Source organism: Phytobacter ursingii (assembly GCF_001022135.1).
GTDB lineage: Bacteria > Pseudomonadota > Gammaproteobacteria > Enterobacterales > Enterobacteriaceae > Phytobacter > Phytobacter ursingii.
This window is the reverse complement of the sequence record NZ_CP011601.1, coordinates 181,892-206,871: the sequence shown is the minus strand read 5'-3', so window position 1 is coordinate 206,871 and position 24,980 is coordinate 181,892. Positions and strand designations below refer to the sequence as shown.

Genomic DNA, 24,980 nt, shown 5'->3' with positions numbered 1-24,980 from the left:
TTAACCGGACACCTCGGCCTCTGTGCCTTTACTGCTTTTCGGTACAACCGTCAAGAACAGGCAGAGCGCTCCGATAGTTATCGCCACATCAGCGAGGTTGAAGGCGGGCCAGTGCGCAAGTCGCCAATGGAAGTCAAGGAAATCAACAACCTGTCCACGCAGCACACGATCCGCGACATTGCCCAGCGCACCGCCGAGGATCAGGCTGTAGCCCATCGCTTCGAGACGTGGCCGTTGCTGGCACAGCATGCGCCCCAGCCAAGCAGAAACAGCCAGACCCAGCGTGATGAAAAAGTAACGTTGCCAGCCACCAGCGTTCGCCAAAAAGCTGAATGCCGCACCCGGATTCAGGACATGAACGAGGTTGAAAAACGGGGTGATTTCGACTTGCTCACCGTAGGCAAACGTGCGGATGATGGCGAACTTCGTGAGCTGATCGGTCATGACAGCACTGGCGGCCACGGTGAACCAGACCCAAGCCGATGTGCGGCGGGCCGATTGCCACACAGGGGCGGCCAACGGCAGCAACCACCCGGCGAGTGCCGTGCAGCTCCATCCCAGCGTCCACCCCGCCAACACATCGGCCGGAAAGTGCATTCCGGCCGCGATGCGCGACCAGCCGACCAATGTGGCGTACAGCATTAAACTGAGACGACCACGGCGGCCCATCAAAGGCCAGAGCGCACCGACCACCATCGCGGCATAGGTGGCATGCCCGCTGGGCAGGCTGTAGTGAAGCTCTTTGTCCCCGATGACGCGCGCCAGGTCGCCAAGGACGGCAGGCGGGCGTGGAAAGTCGAACCATAGCTTCAAGGCGGTGGCGACCAATAACGCCAGCAAGAAGGCCGCGCTAAAACCAATAAGGCGATGCCGAACGGCCGTACCACGCGCCGGGTTTGTAGCCGATTTCGACCACCACCACAGACCCAACAGCATCAGCGGCGCTGTCCAGTAACTTCCCACGAGGCCAAAGAACCATGCCAGTGGTTTCAGCGTGGCGGGCGTGCCTGTGTTGATGGCTTGAAACAACGCGATGTTCAGGCCACCCCAGTCATAGAGAAAGAGTTTCCAGCTCATCGGCGCAACAACCTCAAGCCGTTGCCGACAACAAGCAAGCTGGCACCCATATCGGCGAACACAGCCATCCACATGGTCGCGTGACCCGTGAAGGTGAGCACCAAAAATACCGCCTTGATGCCAAGGGCCAGCACAATGTTTTGCATCAGCACCTGTGCTGTCGCACGCGACAGGCGCACGAAGGTCGGAATCTTGCGCAGGTCATCGTCCATCAGGGCCACGTCGGCGGTTTCAATAGCGGTATCTGTGCCCGCCGCTCCCATTGCAAAGCCAATGTCCGCACGCGCCAAGGCCGGTGCGTCGTTGATGCCATCACCGACCATGCCAACCTTGCCGTTTCTGGACAATTGCTCCACTTCGCGCAGTTTGTCGTCGGGCAGTTGGTTGCCTTGCGCGCGGTCAATGCCGGCTTGTGCGGCGATGGCCTGTGCCGTGTGGGGGTTATCGCCGGTCAACATCACGGTGTTGATGCCCAGAGCATGCAGCTCGGCGATGGCTCTCTTGCTGCTGTCCTTGATGGTGTCCGCAACGGCGAATAAGCCATGTACCCCTTTTGCGCCCACCAGCATCACGACGGTCTTGCCAGCGGTTTCCAGCGCAGCGATGCGCTGCTCCAGCTCTGGTGTGCACTGCCCCAGCTCTTCGAGCATCCGGTGGTTGCCCAGATGGTAGGTCGCACCGTTGATTTGGCCTTGCACACCCCGACCGGGCAGCGCGTTGAATTCGGCCACGTCGAGCAAGGCAACCCCGTCCGTCTGCGCGGCCTGTGCCACCGCCTTGGATACAGGATGGTCCGAGCGGGCCGCCAGACTGGCAGCGATGCTGCGGCTGTCCGAGGCGAGTGCATTGCCCCATGTGACAAAGTCGGTCTGTGCGGGCTTGCCGTGCGTGATCGTGCCGGTCTTGTCCAGAGCCAGCCAGCGCAGCTTGCGGCCTTCTTCCAGATAGACGCCACCTTTGATGAGAATGCCGTGGCGGGCGGCGGCGGCCAGGCCGCTGACGATGCTGACCGGTGTAGAGATCACCAGTGCGCACGGGCAGGCGACCACCAGCAGAACCAATGCACGGTAGATCCAGTCGAGCCATGCCGCACCCATGAACAGCGGCGGCAACAACGCGACGGCGATGGCAACGCCGAATACAACGGGGGTGTACCAGCGGGCGAACTGATCGACAAAACGCTGAGTCGGCGCACTACTACCTTGCGCAGCCTCTACCGCGTGAATGATCCGGGCCAAAGTGGAGTTGTTGGCCAAGGCGGTGACGCGGTACTCGAACGAGCCGGATTCGTTGATCGTGCCAGCGAACACCGAATCACCGGGGGATTTTTCGACCGGGAGGCTTTCACCCGTGATCGGGGCTTGGTTGACGGCAGAGCGGCCTTCCAGCACCTCACCATCAAGGGCGATGCGCTCACCTGGTTTGACCCGGACGCGGGCGCCGATGGTGATTTGCTTGGCGCCCACCTCGCGCCATGTGCCGTCAGCCTGCTGTACCGTGGCCTGTTCCGGGGTCAGGTCGAGCAGGCCACGGATAGCGTTACGAGCGCGATCCAGCGATTTGGCTTCGATTACCTCGGCCAGCGCGAACAGTACCATCACCATTGCCGCTTCGGGCCAGTGGCCGATCAACATGGCACCCGTGACCGCAATCGACATGAGGGCGTTCATGTTGAGATTACGGTTCTTGAGCGCGATCCACCCCTTCTTGTAGGTGGAGAGGCCACCCGTGAAGACCGCGACAAGCGCCAGAACGACAACCGACCAGTGATTGCCGTTGTGGAGCCAGTAGACCGCCTCGGCCGCCGATGCAGTGACCAAGGAGATGCCCAGCGGCCACCAGTTGGTCGGCGTGGTCACAGGGGCGGCGGATGGAGATGCGACCTCTGCCGTGTCCACGACCTGCGCCTCGAATCCAAGCGCTTGCAGTGCCACGAGCACGTCTGGCAGAACCTGGTTCGCATGGCGTACCGACAGCGTGCGCTGCATCAGGTTGAAATCGAGATCAGCAACACCGGCCACGGTGCCGAGCTTGTTGCGGATCAACGTCTCTTCGGTCGGGCAATCCATCTTGGCAATGGACAGCTTGGTCGTCTGCTCGGCCGACGCCTGATCCATGCGCACAGCTTGCATGCCGATGGCCTTCAGCGCCTGCTCGACGGGAGACAACGAAGGCAATTCGTGTCGCACGGTCAAGGTACGTTGCATCAGGTTGAATTCAAGACCCGCCACCCCCGCCAGACCGGCCAGTTTGCTTCGGATCAGCGCCTCTTCGGTCGGGCAATCCATGTTCTCGATGCGGTACACCGCTTGAGCCGATCCGGTTGCCAGCGGGGCCGGTGCCGTGGGTTGGATGATCGGCTCAGTCGTGCAGCCACACCCCTTTGAAGCGCATTCGCTCATGAGTAACTCCTGAAAATCTTCTATTCAGCCTCCATTAAAATCTCTATAGTCACTATAGAGTCAAGTGATAATTGGAGATTGATGCATGGAAATCAGAATTGGCGACCTCGCCAAGCGCTCTGGGTGCGAGGTCGTGACCATCCGCTACTACGAGAAGGAAGGGCTACTGCCAAAGCCAGCGCGAAGCGGTGGCAACTTTCGGTTGTACGGTGAGGCGCACATTGAGCGCTTGCAATTCATCCGTCATTGCCGTTCGCTCGACATGACGTTGAGCGAGATTCGCGCATTGCTGGGTCTGCGAGACAACCCGATGCAGGACTGTGGGGAGGTCATCACGCTGCTGGAGGCCCATATTCAACAGGTGGAAATGCGTGTGTCCGCGCTGTTGCAGTTAAAACGGCACTTGGTTGATTTGCGCGAGAAGTGTTCTGGCTCTCGATCTGTAGAGGCGTGCGGCATTTTGCAAGGGTTGGGCAATTGCCATGGTGAAAGTGCCACGAACAGTCAAACATCTGGGTAAGTAAGGGCTTAGCGTGCTTTATTTAATGAGATGGTCACTCCCTCCTTCCCGGTACTATGCTGAGGACAGGCTTTCATTCGGAGAACTATCATGGAAAACATTGCGCTCATTGGTATCGATCTGGGTAAAAACTCTTTCCATATTCATTGCCAGGATCGTCGCGGGAAGGCTGTTTACCGTAAAAAATTTACCCGGCCAAAGTTGATCGAATTTTTGGCGACATGCCCCGCTACAACCATCGCAATGGAAGCCTGTGGCGGTTCTCACTTTATGGCACGCAAGTTGGAAGAGTTGGGGCATTCCCCAAAGCTGATATCACCACAATTTGTCCGCCCGTTCGTTAAAAGCAATAAAAACGACTTTGTCGACGCCGAAGCTATTTGTGAAGCTGCATCGCGTCCGTCTATGCGTTTTGTGCAGCCCAGAACGGAATCTCAGCAGGCAATGCGGGCTCTGCATCGTGTCCGTGAATCCCTGGTTCAGGATAAGGTAAAAACAACCAATCAAATGCATGCTTTTCTGCTGGAATTTGGCATTAGCGTTCCCCGAGGAGCTGCCGTTATTAGCCGACTGAGTACCATTCTTGAGGATAATAGTTTGCCTCTTTACCTCAGCCAGTTATTGCTGAAATTACAACAGCATTATCACTATCTTGTTGAGCAGATTAAAGATTTGGAATCCCAGTTGAAACGAAAGTTGGACGAAGATGAGGTTGGACAGCGCTTGCTGAGCATTCCCTGCGTCGGAACACTGACAGCGAGTACTATTTCAACTGAGATTGGCGACGGGAAGCAGTACGCCAGCAGCCGTGACTTTGCGGCGGCAACAGGGCTTGTACCTCGGCAGTACAGCACGGGAGGTAGGACGACATTGCTGGGAATTAGTAAGCGAGGTAATAAAAAGATCCGAACTTTGTTGGTTCAATGTGCCAGGGTATTCATACAAAAACTGGAACACCAGTCTGGCAAATTGGCCGATTGGGTCAGGGATTTACTGTGCCGGAAAAGCAACTTTGTCGTCACTTGTGCTCTGGCAAACAAGCTGGCCAGAATAGCCTGGGCCCTAACGGCACGACAGCAAACTTATGTAGCATAACGGCAGAAATACACCGGTTTAAAGAATTACTGATCTGGTTTTGCGAATACTGATATTGATGATACTAACGGCCCACCGGCCTGTTGAGGAACCTGTAAAACGGAAAGGCTCATTGAAGCCGTATATTTTCTGGAGGTTCATCAGGCGCGGAACTCATCAAGGCGCGGGAATAAAATCCCATTCAGACGCCGGATAGATTCAAGCAAGCCAACTTGTCGTCAAAATCGGTGTTGCAAAAACGGGAGTGACCATAGATTCCGTTTTCTGAGACGACCCCATCTACGTCAGGTTTCCGCTTTGGTTCGCTGGTGGCCGTCTCAGCTTGTTTTAGGGTGGAACGTGGATAGGCCAGGTTATATGCTGCGCCTGTGGTCATTTGCTCGATGACCGCAGGTGCATAACCTTCTGCTTCCAGCTTACGATATGCAGCCCGGTAGTCTCTTTGGGTTTTCAGCGGGTATATCTTTCCGCCTTTACCATCGAAAGCGATAAACCAGAAATCGTCCGTGCCAGTTTCCAGATTTCTGCAACGTTTCAGATGCCATCCGCCTTCTCTCGCCCAGATGGTACGGTTATTTCTGGCATTCGTTTTGTCATAACCGTTCTCGTCAAGCCAGCTATCAAAGCTGGTCAGCCCCAGATCCTGAACCTCCAGAGAAGGCACTCGAATGACCTGCAAGGTATGGCGGGGTCTTGGCTCTCTCATCTTGATCTCTTCCTAGCGCTGGTCTGGGAAATACGGATATTGCGGGCCATATTCATAGTCATGCGGGCCTGGCTCAACTTCCCAGAATGGACGGCCGCTAATTGTCTTTGGACCGCGCTCGTTTACGATGTCTTCTACATCCTGAATATTAAATGGCATCGTTGCCAGTAACAGCTGATCTTCGGGTGTCAGCGTCACAGTTGCACCGTCGATACGGCTGTAAAGGTCGGCAAACTGTTTACCTGCACCGTGCAACCGGTGCTCCGCTACACTTCTGATTGCGTGTAAGTCCAGCTCCGCCGCTTCCATGCGATCCACGTATAGTTTCATTTCTTTACGCAAAGCGCTCAGCTCACGGGCTTTAATAAACCCGCAGGCGTACCCACCCAGGGCGATAACTGCAATGATTGCTAAAATTGCCATTTTTTTCTCTCACGTGATTGCGGCCGTTACTCTAGTCTTAATGTGAAGTCTGGGAATTCGCTGGATGTTAAGTACGTTTTCATCCCCAGACTGACAGATGCTAAGGCGCGATCCCAACACTCCATTTGTAAGTATCAGGCCCATCTTCTCCGCTGGTGGCATCTGCTACAATCTGTGCATAACGTTCTCCAGCAAGTTCTCTTACCATCTGATCCACGACCCATTGCAGATGATGCATTTCATCGGTTCCGCCGTAACGACAAGCCAACTCAATAGCCCGCTCTATTCTTTTTTGTTCTTCAGTCATACTGAATCCTCACGCTTACATCAGCTATTCTGAAAACATGCACACTATAAATTGCGGCTGTCATTTCTCAGCCAGGCGCCTGCATTGCTGCCTCATTCCATCAAAAATACTTTCCGCAAGCTGCTGGGGGAACTGGTCCGGAAGAAGCCCGCTAACACGTTCAATGACACCCGGGGTTCTGGCGATGATTTCCTCTATCATCGCCTCTGTCTGCTGTTTACTCAGGCCGGTTATCTCACCATGCCTGATCCAGTGGCGTCGTTGTATTCGATATATCTGGTAATAGTTGCTACTGCCACGTACGGCCATCGCCAGTTTGCACTTCTGCCAGGATATCTGATTGTTCCCATGACCGAGCCGACAACACATCATAGAGTGGTGTAAGGTGATAACGTCCCTGTGGCCCAATAGAAATACTGAAATTTTTAGCGTGGCCATCTGTTGCGGCCATCATCCAGAAAACTATCTGCGTCATAAAAAACTGCGCTTTGTCACGCTCAGCACGGTCTGAATTACTCAGAACTTCCATAATTTCCGATATACCTGGCCCGCCGTCCGCCTGATATTTTCGTAATGGCGAAATGCCCAGGGCCTGACACATATCCTCCTGGGGTAAACGAATGATCCATTGTCCGTTTCCTGACCATTTTCGGTCAAAACGTTCTACCACCAGCGCTTTCTGATCTTCAAAGTGAGCAATCTGCGTTCTTGCCACGGGGAGCCCGTACTGTTCGAGAAGTACCGAGCAGAGCCATTCATTTTCAACCGACGAGCGCATGTCGGCTTTCATGTTCCCCACAAGTCCGAGCGGTAGCTTGAATATATGCGTCGTTGGTGTATTACCCTCCGGCATACACCACCGATCTTCATGCCACAGTAGGGCTGTTTTCTCCTGAGCACCGGCAATAGATAAACGTAAGTCGTCGTTATCTTCTGGCCTGCCCGGTAGCAATGTCTCCGTGGTATTACGCAAAGTTGCCGCAATTTCTGATTCAGTAAGCGGGTGATACTTCACGGAATATAAATCTGTGGGTTCATCTCCGTCATGAAGCAGCTGTATCGCGCCCACGCAGTCTTTTCCCAGCTCCGTCAGAAGATCAAAAGGCTCCAGGCTATCGGCCTTGTAACGCATTGCCAGACGTCTGCGTATGCCTTCGCTGTCCGGGAGTAAATTATCAAAATAGTCACGTACCACATTTCCACGCCAGACCTGGTTCCCGGGAGTAAAAGGAAGGGACAATGACAGCGGCCTTCCCTGTTCGTCTGCACTCCAGTCAGGAAGGTATTGTAAGCTGTCTACCCCTTTACTTTTTTCCCAGTATCCGACTTTGATTCCGTTCATCCAGATTGCCAGACGCTGCTGTTTCCGGCTCATATCGTTACCATTTCTCCTGTCGTGCAGGTGAGTTTGATTTAAGCATTTCTTCCGTCTGCTTCCCCTCTGAAGAGGCGGTTGTCGAGGAGAAGCTGATTTTTACGCCCAGGATAGAAAACACCTTGAATAGCCGTTCAATGCTCGCACTGGCAGGGTTGGCTTCCAGACGTGAGTATGTCTGTTGAGTGACCCCTAACCTTTCGGACAGGTCTTTTTGCGTCAGGCCATTCGCCTTGCGAAAACCAATGAGCAAGGGACGCAACTGGTTGAGCGTGTTTAACGGGTAATCATTATTGATCATAAGCTGGCCTCAGTAGTTCCTCTGATACACCTTGTACGCTGTTTTCTAAACATACACCCTAAAAGCTGTAATATCAAATTAACAGCCTAAAAGCTGTTAAATAGAGAGTACAACCTTTAGGCTGTTACTAAGTGGCAGCATAAATCTTTATGAGGTTTGATATGAGAGAACTATCAATAATAAGCCGTTACGCTCGTACAGCATCCGGTAAGAGAGCTGACAGATCAGGATCATCGGTAAACGAGAAGCGGAGTATCTTATGGCCCTGTTGTGAGCTGTATAAATAACTACGAGCTACTCTCTGCCTCGGGGAGGAGGCAGAGAGAGTATTAAAAGCAAAGGCAGACATTTTTAGCAGCTGGTGGGCTATGGGGTTCCGGAGGTGCTCCGGTGAATGTTACTTGACTGGCAAGTTTCCTGCTATGATGGTCAATGCCTCGATGCTGTCTATATTGTTCTGAAGCCGTTCCAGTTCTGCCTTTTCAATACCGGCCCAAAGCTTTAAGTGTCGCTGATAAAGGGACCACTTGAGTGAGTGAAAACCATTCCAGGCCAACCCCATCCAGGAGGCGTAATTCGCATTGAGAATATTGCCGGTGATATACATTTTACCTGCGTTAACAGCACTGGAAGTTCCATAACCCAGGGCAAGCATCATCCGGAAGCGTGGATTTAGCCGCAACGGCATGGTATCCAGTAAGGTCTCCCCAAAAGCTCCTTTTCCCAGCGATACCTGTTTCGCCACATAGAAAACCCGCATCAAAACTTCCATTATGCTCATCGGAATACTTGTCACGATAAACTGACGAAAGTCATACCCGTTGACATACATGTACTCTATTTGTTTGCCGAAGTTAGAACTCCCCACAGGGATCCCCTCAAGCATACGAAGTAGCCCCATAAAAGGAGCCGGTAACCCCATGCCACGGTTTCCTTTTGCTGAGGGGGCATTAACATCCGATGCCAGGTGTCCAAACATTCTGGCGATGAGCCTGAAAATATTGGTTTCGTCTGTAACGCCTTTACTGGAAGGATAAACCACGATCTGTCCATTCTGAACCACCGTACAGGTCCCGTTCAGCATATCCTTTATACCGAAAATAATGCCCAGTACGGGATCGTGTGACAAAGCTCTTAAGCGGTGATTTGTGGGAGACAAAACGCCACCGGCCGCACCCACTAAATCGCTGCTGATCGAACTGTCTGGTGCCCCTATAGGGAACAAATCTGAGAGTTTTGTACTCAGGTCCTCCGGCAAAATGGCATTGAAGGCTTTCTGCACCTGTTTATTGAAAATACCATCCACTTCTGCCGTAAAGCTCACCGTAGGTTTTGGCGGGGCTCTGACGCAAAGTAAATCCAGCATGGATGCTATGAGCCCGCATCCGCAGGCAATAGCATAATCCCAGGCGTCGAGTGCGTAGCGATCATTAAATTCTTTAATATGATTCTGGATCCGGGCATCTACAACAGCCAAGTCATCCGTGGAGAGTATTGTGGCCAGTCCAATATCACCGCATACACGCTGGTTAGCCTCGCTATATATAGTCTTGAGACCAGTAGAATGCATGGCAGTATCTGAAGGGGTCATTTCTCGCAGATGATGTTCTTTAAGCGCCAGATGCTCCGCTTCATCAAGTTCAGTGCCGCTGATTAGCCCGGTCAACTGTGCCTTAAGGCTCTCTATATCACTGTTAATTGTCTCGTGAGCGTTCGCGATATCCTGACCACGGAGCTGAATATAACGGATGGCCCTGAACTCATCATCATAAGGAGACTGACTCATGTGTTTACCTCACCGCGACCAGGCTACCTTTTGGAGCTTTCTTAGTAAGCATGTCGATTGTTGCCTTGATGCCAGCAATTTCTGCCTTAAAATATTCCGCATTCGACATCAACCTTTCCTGAACTTCGTAGAGCTTTTGGATGGCCTGACTAAGGGCGGCTGTCAGTTTCGCATTTTTTTTGTGTTTCACTATCGCGTACCCGCCAATCCCTAACACAGCTACAGGTGCGGCCAATACCGCAATGCCTGCAACCATACCGCCACCGACGATAGACCCTGCTGTAGCGAGCCCGGAGGTTATGCCTGCTGCTGACACTCCCGTTGTACCAAGCGTATAGAGAGCACCGAAGGAAGCCGCTGCGCCTACGCCTGACCCCGCCAAAGCTGCTGCGCCCTCAGTAATACCCGGGAACTTATTTTCAAGCGCCTGAAGAGCACTTGTAACTTCATCCATTGCCTTCTTGCGAATTTTTTCGAGCTCTTCAGTTTCGGTAGCGTCCATTACAGGCCTCGTATTCATAACTTGCTGTGTGATAGGTGAAAAAGAGCACCATAAAAGTGATGAAGAAATCATGACTTACTATTGTGGCACTTTCGAGTTCATGTTTGTCAGTTTCAATGCTGTTGCTGTTAGTAAGGGCAGACGCCATATCGGGCAGACCCAAAATAACTATCGTGCCAGCGTCATTTTGGAACTGACTTTGCTAAAAATCAGTAGCGGACTGAACAGACATGTGTGGATTTGAATCTGGGCAGGTTCCAGACATTATTCCAACCAGACTTCCAATGACAAAATGCTCGTCATTCTCGGAGACGACATAGGGTCCACCAGAGCAACCATCGGTGTTGAAATGTGCTATTACAAAGCGAGTTGTGAGATGTTGGGGAGAATGATTTGAGCAATTTAAAGGCCAAATGCCTGAAACTTCACCAGGGAATGTCGAAATTGTTGTCTCATTCATTGGATATCCGACACCCAATGTACCCATGCCAGCTGCGGGAGCCAGGACCTTAAAGTAACTACTTACAGGCTGTTGTATTCCAGCTGGTAATACGATTTCTGCACTGTCAACAAACGGAATGCCGTCTTTAAAGTCTGCCCTGTCATTAGCCTCATTGAGAATGAAATCGACTAGAACAGGCTCTTCGTTCACCAGTCCTTGATGGTTAAGAAATTTGACGTAAAGTTTAAGTGTATTGCTGACGGGATAAATTTTTCCAAGAGCATTGGTAACAACATGGGCTGCGGTGAGAATCTTTTGCTGCTGACCATTATCGAAACCAAACGCAGTTGCTTCGAGATGGCTACTAAAATGAGGATCATTGCTTACATAGATTTTACAAACGTAGTTTTCAAACATTATTTCCTCCTTTTGCCGGTACCTAATCAGTTACACGGCTGCATGTTATAAACAACTAAACTCGCTTCCTGATATTTGAGTTTGTATGTTTTGCCAGGCACCAGCTCACCTCTGAAACACGGTTAGTCTCCTCCATGACATGGTTATGGCGATGGTCAGAAACTGTTATCGACGAAAGGCTGGAATTCCTTTAATGGCATTATCCATTTCAAGTCGTATGTCCTGAACGGGAGCGTATATTTTTATGATTCCAGATCTTAACCCTGAAACATTCCCCGTATCAAAACTGACCCGTTACAGATAAGTCACCACCGGTGCTGTCGATTAATTTAGTGAATTGCATGTCCTCATCCCATAAAGGGTAGGGCCTACCCCCGGCATCGAGCAAACCTGACCACCCTGCCCTTATTAAGACCCCACATGCGGCAATGGTGCCCTGTCCACGCCGCCCGCGAACTTTGAGGAAATGGGGAGAAAATAAAAAGAAAACAAAAAGTTATCGGCTGAAGTACCGGCGCAGATCGGGAATCAGGCGAAGCCTGACAGCACGTTAGGGCCTGGCAGGGGGCTTGAGGGATGAGGACATGCAATTGTGATAACCTTCCCGCCACGGGGTCGGTTAAATTCGTATCCTGCCGGTGCAATTCCAACGGCCGCGTTACCAGTTCGCCGGGTAGCATGGCCAGCAAAGCCAGGCATCGAGCACCCGGGTTTCACTGACGGCCGCTGCATAGACGCCGGTATCCGGGAAGAAATAAACCGGGGTGGCGTTGTTCAGCTGGTCGCCTTCATCGGCCAGAGCGCCGATCACCTCATGAGGCTTAAGCAGCATATCCGTTAAATATTCATCCGGGTGGATGGCATTCAGCGATATGGCCATCTCCAGAAATTCATCCAGGGTATGGCGGGTACGATACCCCCGGAAAACCTCGTATGAAGGCGTGACGCATTCACCATCCAGGGAACAGGCATCGTAACCGGCCAGCTGCTCTTCGGTGAGTCCGGAGGCATGCTTTGCCACAAGATTCGTAAATTGCTCTTTATCGTCCATCACAATCCTTACGCTGTAGGGGCCTGTTTGTGTTATCACTGCTTCCGGTTTTTACTTCGCACAACCCGGCAGGTATCCGGTCGCCCGGGCGTCCTTTGCGGTCTTGTTCGCCCTTCGCCTGAATTACGTCAAATCCCTTTCACTACCCGGCCGCAGGGTGACACCTCCCCTTTTCTCCGGAAGCGAAAGAGGAAGAACAGTTTAACAGCCCGGATCCTCAATAATTTTCGCGTAACGGACTAAATAACCGGTTTATGCAGCTTCTGATAACCACAGACCGCGATAGAATAAAACGTCTGGTGAGGAACCGGAGTGTTATGTAAGCGGGGGGTTTAACTGGGTATCTGTGTAGTCCTATTTAGCCAGATATCCCGAATAAAAACCTCAACGATTAGGTAAACGAAATGGATGGATTCTGGTCGATGTTCTGTTTGTTTGTCGTGGTAGTTTCACTGCATAAAGCCCTTTCTGTAGCAGCAGCACGAGCAGACGCAGCAAAATTAAATATGCTTCTCAGAATGAGAAAGTTTAAAAAGTAGCTTTCAAGACATCTGAGAATTCTTTTAAATCCTCAGAGGAAGTTATATGTTTAGGCTATTTGCAAACTAAGGTTGGAATTCCATCATTCTAGCCTTAGATCTTTGATCAAGTGAAGTTGCTCACTTGGTTGGATTTTACCGTTTCCTGACGGCTTTTCAGAAGCGAGGGCTGGTTGGAATGCCTTCCAGCTAGAAGTCTTGCAGATGCTCTCCGGGCATTAACTCATTGTCGAATCTGCACCAGTATCACTAGGTTGTTGAGCGGGCGATTAGCTTTTTCACTGAGCCGCTGTACACTCGACTGCTTCAAGAAGCACTACTTACCATTTGCCTGCCGTAAGGTCTGTTCTTAGCTGGATTTTTTTGGGAGGATACGCAGTCATGACAACTCAATCCAGCTCAATACAATACGCTTACGCGCTAGACGGCGAGGGCACCCTCACGCACATTGGCGCTGCCCTGCGCTCACATACTTACACCTGCCCAGGTTGTAAGAGCCCCCTGACCCCGGTAATGGGCGAGTTCAACGCTAAGCACTTTCGCCATTCGGAAGAATGCTGTGCCCTTGAAACCTATCTTCACAAGTGCGGCAAAGAAGCATTCTTCTATCGCTACCAACAAGCTCTCAGCCGTGAAATGCCTATTAGCCTTGAGCTGGAGCGCCGGGTTGCCTGTAATGGTTCTCGTTTAGCCTTGGTTAGAGACGAAGCACGTCAGTGCGTAAAATCCGTGCCTGCACGCTACAACTTGACTCAATTTTTCGATCAGGCAGAGCTGGAAAAACACGATAAGGTCACAGGGCTGCGACCAGACGTGATGTTGTATGATACGACTGGCGAAAGGCGTTGCTACGTAGAGATTTGTGTCACACACCCCTGCTCTCAAGACAAGATCGAAGCCGGTATCCCGATTCTTGAGTTTAAGGTCCAATCTGCCTCTGATATTCAGATGTTGCTTACCGGGGCCTACTCGATCAAGGAGAAGATCCTGAGAGTATTCAACTGGCTTCCCCCGTTTCAATCTGTGGACACCTGTAGCGGCGTCTGCTCAGTAGGTAACGTGGATATGTCTGTCTGGAGTTTAAGTGGTTCCGGCCGACTCAACGAACAAACGATGCCGCTCGCTGAAGTGGATTTAACAATCAATTCTGACGTGAACACATGGCCTAGATCGTTAGGGGCCGCTGAGCTGGCTGATAACTTACGAGCTTTTATCCGTCACGCCGATCCTCATTCACTATTTCCCAACTGCATTATGTGCGAGCAAGCAGGCCGATGGGAGGATGGCTATCTGCAATGTCACAGTAAGGCAAAGATCGTTCCCTACACCGAGGCCCGTCAGTGCGCCAATTACAAGGTTAAGGCATGACCAAAAGACTGACTTGGGAGCAGAAAAGTATTGTCAGCCATGACACCGGACATGCGTTGGTAAAAGCCGTACCTGGTAGCGGGAAAACAACCACACTTGTAAAGCGCGTTGAGCGGCTGGTCAAGACGGGAACTGATCCTCGCTCCATTCTGATCCTGATGTACAACAAGTCGGCGCAGGTGAGCTTCACGGAGAACTTGAAGACGGCACTGATGTCGAGCGTGATTCCAGAAATCCGCACGTTCCACAGCTTGGCCTTAAAGATTGTTGGTTACGGAGAACGCCAACAGATAATCAAGAAGAAAGACCTCATTACTCCAAGCGACTACCGCTATGAGCAACTGGTAAAGCAAGCCTACCGCTATGGCTTTGACCATGAGGCGAATTATATTGACCCCAATGAAATTGAAAACTTCGAGCTGTTTATTGCTCGCTGCCGGGCGGCGGCCGTAACTCCTGTTGATGCTGCCAATGATCCAACGTTCAGCAACATCAAACGGGAGTTTATTCACGCCTATGGCCGCTATTGTGAGCTGCTGGAGGAAAACAGTCTGCGAACCTTTGATGACTGTTTGATTGAGGCTGTCGCACTGTTGCGTAATGACAGCAGCCTTGGTGCCCACTTCAAGCACATCATTGTTGATGAATATCAGGACGTTAACCTGATACAGCATGACATGACCCGCTTGCTATCTAAGTCGGATACGTCGGTTATGGCTGTTGGTGATGTTAACCAGTGTATTTATGAGTGGCGTGGTGCTCGACCAGACTTTATCGGCGGACTGTTTGAAAGGCACTACCCGAATACGAAGGTGTTTCAACTGTCATGCACGTTCAGATTTGGCCATGAGCTTTCCTTGATGGCTAACTCGGTAATTCGGCGCAACTCTACAAAGCTGACCAAGCTTTGTGTCAGTCATCCTAGCACCCCCAAAACAGAGGTCAGATTGCACTTTGATAACTGCCTATCCAAGGTGCTATCAAACCTCTCGGTGAGCAGTGGAACACAAGCCATATTGTCCCGCACTAAGGCGAACCTTGCTGAGGCGGAAATTGCTTTACGCCTGTGTGGGCTACCTTATCGCTACCTCAATGGTTCAAGCGCATTACACACCCGCACCGAAATCGGGATACTGGTAGTTGGCGTCTTGCTGTCTGTGTACGGCGATCTGCGGCTACTGGAAAACCATCCCAACAAACAAGCGATTGTTTACGGCTTTCTGAAGGAGGCTGGTTTTAGATGGCAGAAAGGGCAATTCAAAGCGGCGCTCAGTGGATTGATGGCTCCGCACGCCGACCTATGGTCTGCTCTAGGTCAGTTATTCGAGGGCGCACAATACCAAAAAGATCGGCTGGGCAGGCTCGCCACTATCTGCCAGAAAGACGGAGAGGAAACGCCTGCTATCGATGTGTTACGACGCCTGAGTATGGAGGGTTTCATTGATAGTGTTGGCTCTGAGGGTGTAACTCGCACTGGATCGAACGACCAGCAACGAGGGGTCGTGAGGATCGGGGAGCTACTTGACTCCAGTAAGATCGATTCCCGCACGTTTTTAAACCTTATCTTGAATCCAGGCGAGGCTGCTACTGACTGCGATCCCTTCATCCTTTCCACACTGCATGGTTCCAAGGGGCTGGAGTGGGATAACGTAATACTGATCGGGCTGAATGAGCAGGAATTTCCTGGCGGCAAACCCGATGATGTTTACAGCGTTCGCACATCGATGAACACCCCTCCGGCCGAAGAGGAAATCGAGGAGGAACGTCGGCTGTTTTATGTCGGTATCACTCGCACAAAACAGCAGCTAAATCTGGTGGTCCCTCTTGATGAAGGGCTTGCGCGGTGGCTCAAAAACCGCTGGGATAGCACCCCGAAGAAGTCACCGATAGCTACTCGCTTCGTCTATGAGGCTGGCTGGACTGCTTGTGCGGTTACCAGTGATGCGATCTATAACAGCACGGTAGAGAAACAGAAGGCTGACTTCAGCAAGTTTCACCAATGGTATCTAAGAGATCTTCAGCGGCTAAAAGTCTAGGGCTACCGATACTTTTCGATTTCAGACAGGTGCTCGTTATCCAGATCAATTGTGGCTTTTCTTTCAGAAGCGAGCTTCTTCGCTCGCTTTGCATACTGAAGCCCCTTGGCTGGCTGCTCTCCGCGTAGGATCTGTTCAGCCTGCTTGCTCGTGCTGTGCCCCAGAAAGCGTTCGTACTGCTCGTCAGATACCTCAGTGCCGATCAGTCGTTCGATCCAGCCGCTTTTCGGCGGGTAACTTACGCCCAGCGCAAGCAACTGCCTTTTCTGTACCCACTATTTCCGGCGCGGCCGGCTTCAATCAAGGCTTTGGTTAGAACTACAGCCATTTGGGGACTCTCATACACAAACCTGAACCATGCGGGTCTGATTGGCGGTCAAGATAGCAGCGCATCGAAATCAACACTGAACTCTGCTTCTAAGAACTCAATCGTGGCTGGTTGGCTATCGAGCGATGCTTCCCGTGTAGACTCCAGTGCGCACTCCAATCGACGCAGCAGAGTAAACGGCAAAATGATCTTGCCGAAGTCGGTATGCTTGAAATCCCCCCCCACAGGTCTTCCGCGTTCTTCCAAATGAAATCAGCTTGCGAAGCAGCCGAACCTACGAACTCTGCCATCTTGGCCTCCAACCAACTTTTGCACGAAACGGCACATCTTCCAAAAGAGGGTTGTCAACCAAGTTTTGCACAAAACGGACTTTGATCCATTTCTAACTAAAATCTACAATCCAACCTCAGATTGCAAATAGCCTATGTTTATTACAGATGGTATGGTTCGTGTTTTTGTTTATTCGATGGCAACTGTACTCTTTCTGCCGCTTGGCTTGTTGAAAAGCACGTGGTGGTTTTCACCATTGTTTGCGATAGCTGCTATTGATTACTTAATGTTTCTGCGTCGACAAGGCTAGTTGCTGAACCTCATACCTCAGAGCAATCTGTATGTTTTTTACACCACTGGTTAAAAGGTCAGGCTACGTTCCTGACGTTTTTTAAAAAACAGTTTTATGTTTGATGCGTTACTGGTCTGTCTGGTAACCCAGTGGTACATTACCATTATTAAGGCTGGCTGGCGGTGGTGCATCATGCTTAAACGACCCTCTCTGAGCGTACTTTCCGACAGTCCTGTGCACCGCACCACTTACCCGGCAGGCCTATGTCTTGGTTATTCTTCGTTGTACCTTTTTCTTCAGCTTTATCCCTGACATGTCTGTCTGAACAGTTCTAAGCAAACCGGAATGTTGTCATGGCCAAAGTACAAGGGCTCTTTGTTGGATACCGAAAATTCGCTGTTGATCGTGACTGGCTTCGTCAGCAGGAAGAACAACGTTATCGGGATCGCCAGCGACAATTTGATGAATGGTCCAGGAAATGGGTCACTGTAACCAGGCTCAAAGAGACTCGTTTATGGACTGACGGAGCCATCAGGCGATGGTTGGGTGAACCTCAGCAGCAGGGTAAATATAAAGTTTTCCCCGTTGAAGCGGTTTTGGCTGCTGAGAAGTTGAATGAGTTTCGGCTCTGGCTTAAACCCCGACTGGAAAAGAAACGTGCCCAGCACCACCACTTTTTAATTCCATTTCTGTAAAGTAGAAACAACGGCAGTTCCGGCCGCATTCAAGGCTTCGGCATCTGGTCAGAAATAAAGCGCCATTTTTCAGTATAAGGGAGGTTAGATAGTGGAAGGTATTGAGACACTGAGTTTGCAGCTTGATGAGAATGAAACTATGGCCCTTGCTCAATTAGTTAAACGTCTGAGCTGGAGCGATCTTCGTGGCTGTGCTGTGAGTGACGAAGAAGCCTGGGTAATGAAAAGCGCAATTGAAAAATTACAACAGGCGTTAAGGGAAGAAGGTTATGCGCCTCGATGAGGCTGGCTTCGTTCTTTATTCCGATAACAAATTTGCTTAAGGACTAACTATGAGCCAGCACTGGTATGAGGTGAAAAGCAATCAGGGAATTGTTCAGGTGATTGTTGGGAGAAGATATTAATGTAATGCGTTTCTGCATTACATCAAGCAGATTAGCTTTTTCTGGTCAAAATAGACGATGTGATTTTTCTTTAGCCGAAGTCCATCCGCTCCCCACGCAACCGGTAAAGGTTCGCAGGTTTAATAAAGATAGGTTTCGTATCTCCCTAAGGGTGGGATAGGTAAACTCATAATGGCATCTGTGTTTACTATGTAAGTATTCGGGTAAAATTCATCTAATACAGTAAAGTTTAGTTTCTTACAAAAGCTTAATAAATATGGGTTTTTCACGTCTTCTATTACAACATCGCACCAGGGATTCGATTCACAGCAAAGCTTCAGAAAAGACTTAAACCATCCCTTGTTTTGTATTTCTTCCGGAAGCCGTACCACATGTATGGTCAGACAATCTCCATGATAACGATTAGTACTTTGTCTAAGCCCTACAACAATCCCCTTTTCTTGAATCTGTACACCTGCCTGATGCTCTTTCATGTCGGGCGTATAGTGCCTTGCTCTGTTTAACCAGGCCACCAGCTGCTGAGCCGTACTTGGTGATTCTTCAGCTATCCATTTCAGGTACTTGATGCGGTCCATATGCGCCTCCCTGTACGATTTCCAATGAACAAAGGCTCTACGGCACTGTTGCAAATAGTCGGTGGTGATAAACTTATCATCCCCTTTTGCTGATGGAGCTGCACATGAACCCATTCAAAGGCCGGCATTTTCAGCGTGACATCATTCTGTGGGCCGTACGCTGGTACTGCAAATACGGCATCAGTTACCGTGAGCTGCAGGAGATGCTGGCTGAACGCGGAGTGAATGTCGATCACTCCACGATTTACCGCTGGGTTCAGCGTTATGCGCCTGAAATGGAAAAACGGCTGCGCTGGTACTGGCGTAACCCTTCCGATCTTTGCCCGTGGCACATGGATGAAACCTACGTGAAGGTCAATGGCCGCTGGGCGTATCTGTACCGGGCCGTCGACAGCCGGGGCCGCACTGTCGATTTTTATCTCTCCTCCCGTCGTAACAGCAAAGCTGCATACCGGTTTCTGGGTAAAATCCTCAACAACGTGAAGAAGTGGCAGATCCCGCGATTCATCAACACGGATAAAGCGCCCGCCTATGGTCGCGCGCTTGCTCTGCTCAAACGCGAAGGCCGGTGCCCGTCTGACGTTGAACACCGACAGATTAAGTACCGGAACAACGTGATTGAATGCGATCATGGCAAACTGAAACGGATAATCGGCGCCACGCTGGGATTTAAATCCATGAAGACGGCTTACGCCACCATCAAAGGTATTGAGGTGATGCGTGCACTACGCAAAGGCCAGGCCTCAGCATTTTATTATGGTGATCCCCTGGGCGAAATGCGCCTGGTAAGCAGAGTTTTTGAAATGTAAGGCCTTTGAATAAGACAAAAGGCTGCCTCATCGCTAACTTTGCAACAGTGCCGCGCGACGAGCAGCAGCACCAGGAGCAGAAGCACGTCGAGAAAAAGCAACAGCAGATCGAGCAGCGCCCACGGCGGGCCGCTCGCATCGGATAAGTCGAAAAATCCGGCTAAAGTGGCCGAGCTGCACATCAGGCCGCGCGGTTTTCCTCCCTGATCGCCGGCGCGGTTTCTTCCTCCCTGAACCGCATGCAGACTTGCCGCCTCGGACACCCCGAGGCGGTTTTTTTTCGCCTCGCTCGAGCATCGCCGCATCCGACGATGCCGAGACGACCAGGCCGCGCACGTCGAGCTGCAGCATCGCCATTGCCGACGATGGCACCAGGTCGCCGGCGGTGGCCACCGACCTCGAGCTCGCATCGCCACATCCGACGATGCGCGCCGGCGTCGACCATCGCCAGGTCTGACGATGGCGGCCGCCCTGCCCTGGATCTCGCATCGCCATTTCTGGCGATGAGATCCACGGAGCGGCCATTTAGACCCGCCAATAACGACCCGGCCAAGATAAATCGCATGACGGCCTTTTTGGCCGGGGGTAGCATGACCGGACACTTTGCGTATGCCCAAAGGAGCCCGCAAGTATGCGCAGGACGAAGCCAGTAGCCGCGCCGATGGTGGCGCGGGTCTATCTGCGCGTCAGCACCGACGCGCAGGACTTGGAACGCCAAGAGGCGATCACTACGGCCGCGAAGGCCGCCGGCTACTACGTCGCCGGCATCTACCGTGAGAAGGCATCCGGCGCACGCGCCGACCGGCCTGAGCTGCTGCGCATGATCGGCGACCTACAGCCCGGCGAGGTGGTCATTGCCGAGAAGATCGACCGCATCAGCCGCCTACCTTTGCCCGAGGCCGAGCGCCTGGTGGCCTCGATACAGGCCAAAGGCGCAAGCCTGGCCGTCCCTGGCGTGGTCGATCTATCCGACCTGGCGGCCGAGGCCCAGGGCGTCGCCAAGATCGTGCTGGAAGCCGTGCAGATCATGCTTTTTCGCCTGGCCTTGCAGATGGCCCGCGACGACTACGAGGACAGGCGCGAACGCCAGCGCCAAGGCATTGAGTTGGCCCGCCAGGCCGGGCGGTACAAGGGCCGCCGTGCTGATCCGAAGCGCCGCGCCCAAGTTGTCGCGCTGCGCAAGTCCGGCTACAGCATCAACAAGACCGCCGAGCTGGCCGGGTACAGTGCGGCCCAGGTGAAACGGATATGGGCCGAGGTCAGCCAGGCCGAAGCGAAGCAGCACGGCGCGTTCGTGGAGGACGCATTGACGGAAGCCGATGCCCTGGCCGCTGTCGGCCAGGATGAGCGCCAGGAGGAAAGGGCATGAAGAAGCCGAACCAAGACGACGAGCCGTTTTTCATCACCGAGGAGATTGCGGCCGAAATGATCGCCGGCGGCTATGAGTTCGAGCTGCCGCCCATTCCTTGCACCATCCGCCTACGCGACGTGCTGGAGCGCATGACCGATGCTGAGCTAGCATTGCAGCCGGGCGAGATCGCCGACCAGGAGCGTGAACGCTGCCGGCGCAAGCCGTGTTCAACCTCATGATCTGGTCATGGTATTTTTCATGGCACTGAGCCTGATAGTTCTTGCAAATTGTTGTCACTAAAGGGTTTTGTGTGCTTGTTTACAATCGAGTGGGAGTGACGGGCACTGGCTGGCAATGTCTAGCAACGGCAGGCATTTCGGCTGAGGGTAAAAGAACTTTCCGCTAAGCGATAGACTGTATGTAAACACAGTATTGCAAGGACGCGGAACATGCCTCATGTGGCGGCCAGGACGGCCAGCCGGGATCGGGATACTGGTCGTTACCAGAGCCACCGACCCGAGCAAACCCTTCTCTATCAGATCGTTGACGAGTATTACCCGGCATTCGCTGCGCTTATGGCAGAGCAGGGAAAGGAATTGCCGGGCTATGTGCAACGGGAATTTGAAGAATTTCTCCAATGCGGGCGGCTGGAGCATGGCTTTCTACGGGTTCGCTGCGAGTCTTGCCACGCCGAGCACCTGGTCGCTTTCAGCTGTAAGCGTCGCGGTTTCTGCCCGAGCTGTGGGGCGCGGCGGATGGCCGAAAGTGCCGCCTTGCTGGTTGATGAAGTACTGCCTGAACAACCCATGCGTCAGTGGGTGTTGAGCTTCCCGTTTCAGCTGCGTTTCCTGTTTGCCAGCCGGCCCGAGATCATGGGGTGGGTGCTGGGCATCGTTTACCGCGTCATTGCCACGCACCTGGTCAAGAAAGCGGGCCATACCCACCAAGTGGCCAAGACGGGCGCGGTCACCCTGATCCAGCGTTTTGGATCGGCGCTCAATCTGAATGTTCACTTCCACATGCTGTTTCTCGACGGTGTGTATGTCGAGCAATCCCACGGCTCAGCGCGTTTCCGCTGGGTCAAGGCGCCGACCAGCCCAGAGCTCACCCAGCTGACGCACACCATCGCCCACCGGGTGGGTCGCTATCTGGAACGGCAAGGCCTGCTGGAACGGGATGTCGAAAACAGCTATCTGGCCTCGGATGCGGTGGATGACGACCCGATGACACCCCTGCTGGGGCACTCGATCACTTACCGTATCGCTGTCGGTTCACAGGCGGGGCGAAAGGTGTTCACTTTGCAAACTCTGCCGACCAGTGGTGATCCGTTCGGTGACGGGATTGGCAAGGTAGCCGGGTCCAGCCTGCACGCCGGCGTGGCGGCCAGGGCCGATGAACGCAAGAAGCTCGAACGGCTGTGCCGGTACATCAGCCGCCCGGCGGTATCCGAGAAGCGGCTGTCGTTAACACGAGGCGGCAACGTGCGCTACCAGCTCAAGACGCCGTACCGGGACGGCACCACGCACGTCATTTTCGAACCATTGGATTTCATTGCAAGGCTGGCCGCCCTGGTACCGAAGCCCAGAGTCAACCTAACCCGCTTCCACGGGGTGTTCGCACCCAACAGTCGGCACCGGGCGTTGGTCACGCCGGCAAAACGGGGCAGGGGCAACAAGGTCAGGGTGGCTGATGAACCGGCAACACCAGCACAACGGCGAGCGTCGATGACATGGGCGCAACGGCTCAAGCGTGTTTTCAATATCGACATCGAGACCTGCAGCGGCTGCGGCGGCGCCATGAAAGTCATCGCCTGCATTGAAGACCCTATAGTGATCAAGCAGATCCTTGATCACCTGAAGCACAAAGCCGAAACCAGCGGGACCAGGGCGTTACCCGAAAGCCGGGCGCCACCGGCTGAGCTGCTCCTGGGTCTGTTTGACTGACGAGCCTGAAGGCCAACGATACCAATCAAAATGCTGCGTTCACAGCGCCGCGGCAGGGATCCGCCGTGCTGGTTGTCGGAAAAGGAGCCGCTAGTGGGAAAGAGGAGGGTAAATTTTCAGCGTTGCTGGCTCCCCGTCAGCCGGATTGGGTTGCATCGCAGGGGTGTCGAAAGAGTCAACTGCGGTCCAAAGCTGTTGGACTTGGGTGAAAAGGGCGTTTATTCTTCCTATACGTTGTCGGCAGCGGGCCAAAAAGGAATACGTCCATGCCCATCGAGGTGAAACCGGCTGTGAGCGCGGGTTCAAGCATATAGCCCGACAGGCGCGTATCCTTGCCGATCACGACACGATGGCGGTGGTCACCGCGACGAAAGACACGGCCAGCCGCCATGCCGACGCGCAAGGCGGTTTCCGCCGTCATCGCGCCTTCGTTGGCTTTGCCACGAATACCGTCTGTGCCGAAATATTTGCGCACCATAAGGTCGATTATCCTGTCGTCGGGTCGCCCTCAAAGGGGACATGCCTGCTGAACCGCGAATATAGAGAAATATCCCGAATGTGCAGTTAACGAATTCTTGCGGTTTCTTTCAGCGCCGCCAATACCGCCAGCCCGTCGCGCAAGGGGCGCGGCTCGTGTGTGCGGATGAAGTCAGCTCCACCTGCGGCGGCGGCAAGCTCTGCAGCGAGTGTCGCGGCCCCGACATCCCCCGGACCACGGCCTGTGAGCGCGCGCAGAAAGGATTTGCGCGAAACAGACAGAAGCACCGGCAAATCGAAGCGCAGCCGCAATTCATCGAACCGCGCCAGCACCGAGAGCGAGGTTTCGGGAGCAGCCCCCAGAAAAAACCCCATGCCGGGATCAAGGACAAGGCGGTTGCGTTTGATACCGGCACCCGTCAGCGCCGCGATGCGCGCGTCAAAGAACGCCGCAATGTGATCCATGATGTCGCCAGCGGGTGCCTCGCGCCGATCTGCCTGCCCGTCTTGCACCGAATGCATAACGACGAGTTTGGCAGATGATTTCGCCAATTGCGGATAGAACGCAGCGTCTGGAAAACCGCGAATATCATTGAGATAGGCCACACCACGCGACAAGGCATAGGCTTGCGTCGCGGGTTGATAACTGTCGAGCGAGACGGGAATGCCATCTGCCTTGAGCGCGTCCAGCACCGGCGCGATACGCGCGATTTCTGTGTCGGACGAAACAGGCGCGGCGTCGGGATTGCTGGATGCCGGACCGAGGTCGATCACATCTGCCCCCTCGGCCATCAGCTTACGCGCCTGCGCAATGGCTGCGTCTGGCGCCAGATACCGGCCTCCATCGGAGAAACTGTCCGAGGTTATGTTGACGATGCCGAAAATGATGAGCGATTTATTCATGGGGGCTTCTATAATAATAATAATCGAGCATGAGTCTCATACGGATGCTCGGGTCGAAAGGGAATCCCCAGGCGAGTAACCTGTTTGCGGTGATCCATTAGCTGCAGGAGCAGAATAGCATACATCTGGAAGCAAAGCCAGGAAAGCGGCCTATGGAGCTGTGCGGCAGCGCTCAGTAGGCAATTTTTCAAAATATTGTTAAGCCTTTTCTGAGCATGGTATTTTTCATGGTATTACCAATTAGCAGGAAAATAAGCCATTGAATATAAAAGATAAAAATGTCTTGTTTACAATAGAGTGGGTATCGGAGACGAAGAAGGACAAGGTACATGCTGACCGATACCAAGCTGCGCAATCTCAAGCCCAGGGACAAACTCTACAAAGTGAATGACCGGGAAGGTCTCTATGTGGGGGTCGCCTCAGAAAACGGAATCTATGGTCACTCCCGTTTTTGCAACACCGATTTTGACGACAAGTTGGCTTGCTTGAATCTATCCGGCGTCTGAATGGGATTTTATTCCCGCGCCTCGATGAGTTCCGCGCCTGATGAACCTCCAGAAAATATACGGCTTCAATGAGCCTTTCC

Annotated in this window: 24 protein-coding genes and 4 pseudogenes; 12 read left to right on the top strand and 16 right to left on the bottom strand. The window is 52.8% G+C overall.

Going from position 1 to position 24,980, the window contains the following annotated elements:
• Together lspA and AB182_RS02940 are read right to left on the bottom strand one after the other, a co-directional pair.
• Entirely contained in the window at window positions 1–1,077 is a 1,077-nt protein-coding gene (lspA, locus tag AB182_RS02945) for a signal peptidase II (protein WP_000118563.1), read from the bottom strand.
• Entirely contained in the window at window positions 1,074–3,479 is a 2,406-nt protein-coding gene (locus AB182_RS02940) for a heavy metal translocating P-type ATPase (protein WP_012695446.1), read from the bottom strand. Before AB182_RS02940 ends, lspA begins: the two co-directional genes overlap by 4 nt.
• An 85-nt stretch (window positions 3,480–3,564) precedes the next feature.
• Between AB182_RS02940 and cadR the strand changes: the two genes are divergently transcribed.
• The gene (gene cadR / locus AB182_RS02935) at window positions 3,565–3,999 is read left to right on the top strand and encodes a Cd(II)/Pb(II)-responsive transcriptional regulator (protein ID WP_000405672.1); all 435 of its coding nucleotides are present in this window, start codon (window positions 3,565–3,567) and stop codon (window positions 3,997–3,999) included.
• Window positions 4,000–4,089: 90 nt separating this feature from the next.
• Window positions 4,090–5,094 (top strand): IS110-like element IS4321 family transposase, encoded by a 1,005-nt coding sequence (locus tag AB182_RS02930; protein ID WP_000427623.1) that lies wholly within the window; start codon window positions 4,090–4,092, stop codon window positions 5,092–5,094.
• A gap of 181 nt (window positions 5,095–5,275) precedes the next feature.
• Here the strand turns inward: AB182_RS02930 and AB182_RS02925 are convergent, their stop codons facing one another.
• From AB182_RS02925 to AB182_RS02885, 9 genes and pseudogenes are all read right to left on the bottom strand, one after another.
• Window positions 5,276–5,800, bottom strand: coding sequence for a hypothetical protein (locus AB182_RS02925; protein ID WP_001805097.1), 525 nt, complete (start codon window positions 5,798–5,800; stop codon window positions 5,276–5,278).
• 12 nt (window positions 5,801–5,812) lie between these two features.
• The gene (locus AB182_RS02920; protein ID WP_000985909.1) at window positions 5,813–6,223 is read right to left on the bottom strand and encodes a hypothetical protein; all 411 of its coding nucleotides are present in this window, start codon (window positions 6,221–6,223) and stop codon (window positions 5,813–5,815) included.
• A 100-nt stretch (window positions 6,224–6,323) separates the two neighbouring features.
• Entirely contained in the window at window positions 6,324–6,530 is a 207-nt protein-coding gene (locus tag AB182_RS02915; RefSeq protein ID WP_000134171.1) for a hypothetical protein, read from the bottom strand.
• A 60-nt stretch (window positions 6,531–6,590) separates the two neighbouring features.
• A pseudogene (locus tag AB182_RS02910) lies at window positions 6,591–7,905 on the bottom strand (type II toxin-antitoxin system HipA family toxin).
• A 4-nt stretch (window positions 7,906–7,909) separates the two neighbouring features.
• Window positions 7,910–8,203: a helix-turn-helix transcriptional regulator gene (locus tag AB182_RS02905; RefSeq protein WP_012477377.1), complete on the bottom strand. Its 294-nt coding sequence runs from the start codon at window positions 8,201–8,203 to the stop codon at window positions 7,910–7,912.
• A 400-nt stretch (window positions 8,204–8,603) separates the two neighbouring features.
• Window positions 8,604–9,992 (bottom strand): hypothetical protein, encoded by a 1,389-nt coding sequence (locus tag AB182_RS02900; protein WP_012695445.1) that lies wholly within the window; start codon window positions 9,990–9,992, stop codon window positions 8,604–8,606.
• A gap of 4 nt (window positions 9,993–9,996) precedes the next feature.
• Window positions 9,997–10,494, bottom strand: coding sequence for a membrane protein (locus AB182_RS02895; RefSeq protein WP_000340139.1), 498 nt, complete (start codon window positions 10,492–10,494; stop codon window positions 9,997–9,999).
• A gap of 202 nt (window positions 10,495–10,696) precedes the next feature.
• Window positions 10,697–11,353, bottom strand: a complete 657-nt coding sequence (locus tag AB182_RS02890; protein ID WP_000462754.1) for a trypsin-like serine protease — start codon at window positions 11,351–11,353, stop codon at window positions 10,697–10,699.
• A gap of 658 nt (window positions 11,354–12,011) precedes the next feature.
• Window positions 12,012–12,404, bottom strand: coding sequence for a hypothetical protein (locus tag AB182_RS02885; RefSeq protein ID WP_000341066.1), 393 nt, complete (start codon window positions 12,402–12,404; stop codon window positions 12,012–12,014).
• Between the two features lie 920 nt (window positions 12,405–13,324).
• Between AB182_RS02885 and AB182_RS02880 the strand changes: the two genes are divergently transcribed.
• Window positions 13,325–14,311, top strand: a complete 987-nt coding sequence (locus tag AB182_RS02880) for a competence protein CoiA family protein (protein ID WP_000211823.1) — start codon at window positions 13,325–13,327, stop codon at window positions 14,309–14,311.
• Entirely contained in the window at window positions 14,308–16,347 is a 2,040-nt protein-coding gene (locus tag AB182_RS02875) for an ATP-dependent helicase (protein ID WP_000166877.1), read from the top strand. Before AB182_RS02880 ends, AB182_RS02875 begins: the two co-directional genes overlap by 4 nt.
• 2 nt (window positions 16,348–16,349) lie before the next feature.
• On the opposite strand, the gene AB182_RS02870 is transcribed toward AB182_RS02875, so the two are convergent.
• Together AB182_RS02870 and AB182_RS30070 are read right to left on the bottom strand one after the other, a co-directional pair.
• On the bottom strand, window positions 16,350–16,604 hold the full coding sequence (locus AB182_RS02870; protein ID WP_000880375.1) for a hypothetical protein: 255 nt from the start codon (window positions 16,602–16,604) through the stop codon (window positions 16,350–16,352).
• Between the two features lie 140 nt (window positions 16,605–16,744).
• Window positions 16,745–16,965, bottom strand: a pseudogene (locus tag AB182_RS30070) (type I restriction-modification system subunit M N-terminal domain-containing protein); the annotation flags it as partial.
• A gap of 625 nt (window positions 16,966–17,590) precedes the next feature.
• On the opposite strand from AB182_RS30070, the gene AB182_RS02865 reads away from it, so the two are divergent.
• The gene (locus tag AB182_RS02865; protein WP_001151572.1) at window positions 17,591–17,932 is read left to right on the top strand and encodes a hypothetical protein; all 342 of its coding nucleotides are present in this window, start codon (window positions 17,591–17,593) and stop codon (window positions 17,930–17,932) included.
• Between the two features lie 91 nt (window positions 17,933–18,023).
• Window positions 18,024–18,215: a DUF7706 family protein gene (locus AB182_RS02860; RefSeq protein WP_000398479.1), complete on the top strand. Its 192-nt coding sequence runs from the start codon at window positions 18,024–18,026 to the stop codon at window positions 18,213–18,215.
• Window positions 18,216–18,455: 240 nt separating this feature from the next.
• Here the strand turns inward: AB182_RS02860 and AB182_RS02855 are convergent, their stop codons facing one another.
• Window positions 18,456–18,911, bottom strand: a complete 456-nt coding sequence (locus AB182_RS02855) for a hypothetical protein (protein WP_000374058.1) — start codon at window positions 18,909–18,911, stop codon at window positions 18,456–18,458.
• A 104-nt stretch (window positions 18,912–19,015) separates the two neighbouring features.
• On the opposite strand from AB182_RS02855, the gene AB182_RS02850 reads away from it, so the two are divergent.
• The 5 genes from AB182_RS02850 to AB182_RS02830 all read left to right on the top strand — a co-directional run bounded on the left by AB182_RS02850 (window position 19,016) and on the right by AB182_RS02830 (window position 23,014).
• Complete coding sequence (locus tag AB182_RS02850) at window positions 19,016–19,720, top strand: IS6-like element IS26 family transposase (RefSeq protein WP_001067855.1); 705 nt, start codon at window positions 19,016–19,018, stop codon at window positions 19,718–19,720.
• A 5-nt stretch (window positions 19,721–19,725) separates the two neighbouring features.
• Complete coding sequence (locus AB182_RS32515) at window positions 19,726–19,866, top strand: hypothetical protein (protein ID WP_001044210.1); 141 nt, start codon at window positions 19,726–19,728, stop codon at window positions 19,864–19,866.
• A gap of 485 nt (window positions 19,867–20,351) precedes the next feature.
• Complete coding sequence (locus AB182_RS02840) at window positions 20,352–21,089, top strand: recombinase family protein (RefSeq protein ID WP_001446887.1); 738 nt, start codon at window positions 20,352–20,354, stop codon at window positions 21,087–21,089.
• On the top strand, window positions 21,086–21,310 hold the full coding sequence (locus tag AB182_RS02835) for a hypothetical protein (RefSeq protein ID WP_000743213.1): 225 nt from the start codon (window positions 21,086–21,088) through the stop codon (window positions 21,308–21,310). The genes AB182_RS02840 and AB182_RS02835 overlap by 4 nt, the downstream gene beginning before the upstream one ends.
• 210 nt (window positions 21,311–21,520) lie before the next feature.
• Complete coding sequence (locus tag AB182_RS02830; protein WP_001120888.1) at window positions 21,521–23,014, top strand: IS91-like element ISCR2 family transposase; 1,494 nt, start codon at window positions 21,521–21,523, stop codon at window positions 23,012–23,014.
• A 235-nt stretch (window positions 23,015–23,249) separates the two neighbouring features.
• Here AB182_RS02830 and glmM read toward each other — a convergent pair.
• A pseudogene (gene glmM, locus AB182_RS02825) lies at window positions 23,250–23,492 on the bottom strand (phosphoglucosamine mutase); the annotation flags it as partial.
• Window positions 23,493–23,578: 86 nt separating this feature from the next.
• On the bottom strand, window positions 23,579–24,394 hold the full coding sequence (gene sul2, locus AB182_RS02820; protein WP_001043260.1) for a sulfonamide-resistant dihydropteroate synthase Sul2: 816 nt from the start codon (window positions 24,392–24,394) through the stop codon (window positions 23,579–23,581).
• A gap of 329 nt (window positions 24,395–24,723) precedes the next feature.
• On the opposite strand from sul2, the pseudogene AB182_RS32880 reads away from it, so the two are divergent.
• A pseudogene (locus AB182_RS32880) lies at window positions 24,724–24,828 on the top strand (Arm DNA-binding domain-containing protein); the annotation flags it as partial.
• Window positions 24,829–24,980: the final 152 nt, after the last annotated feature.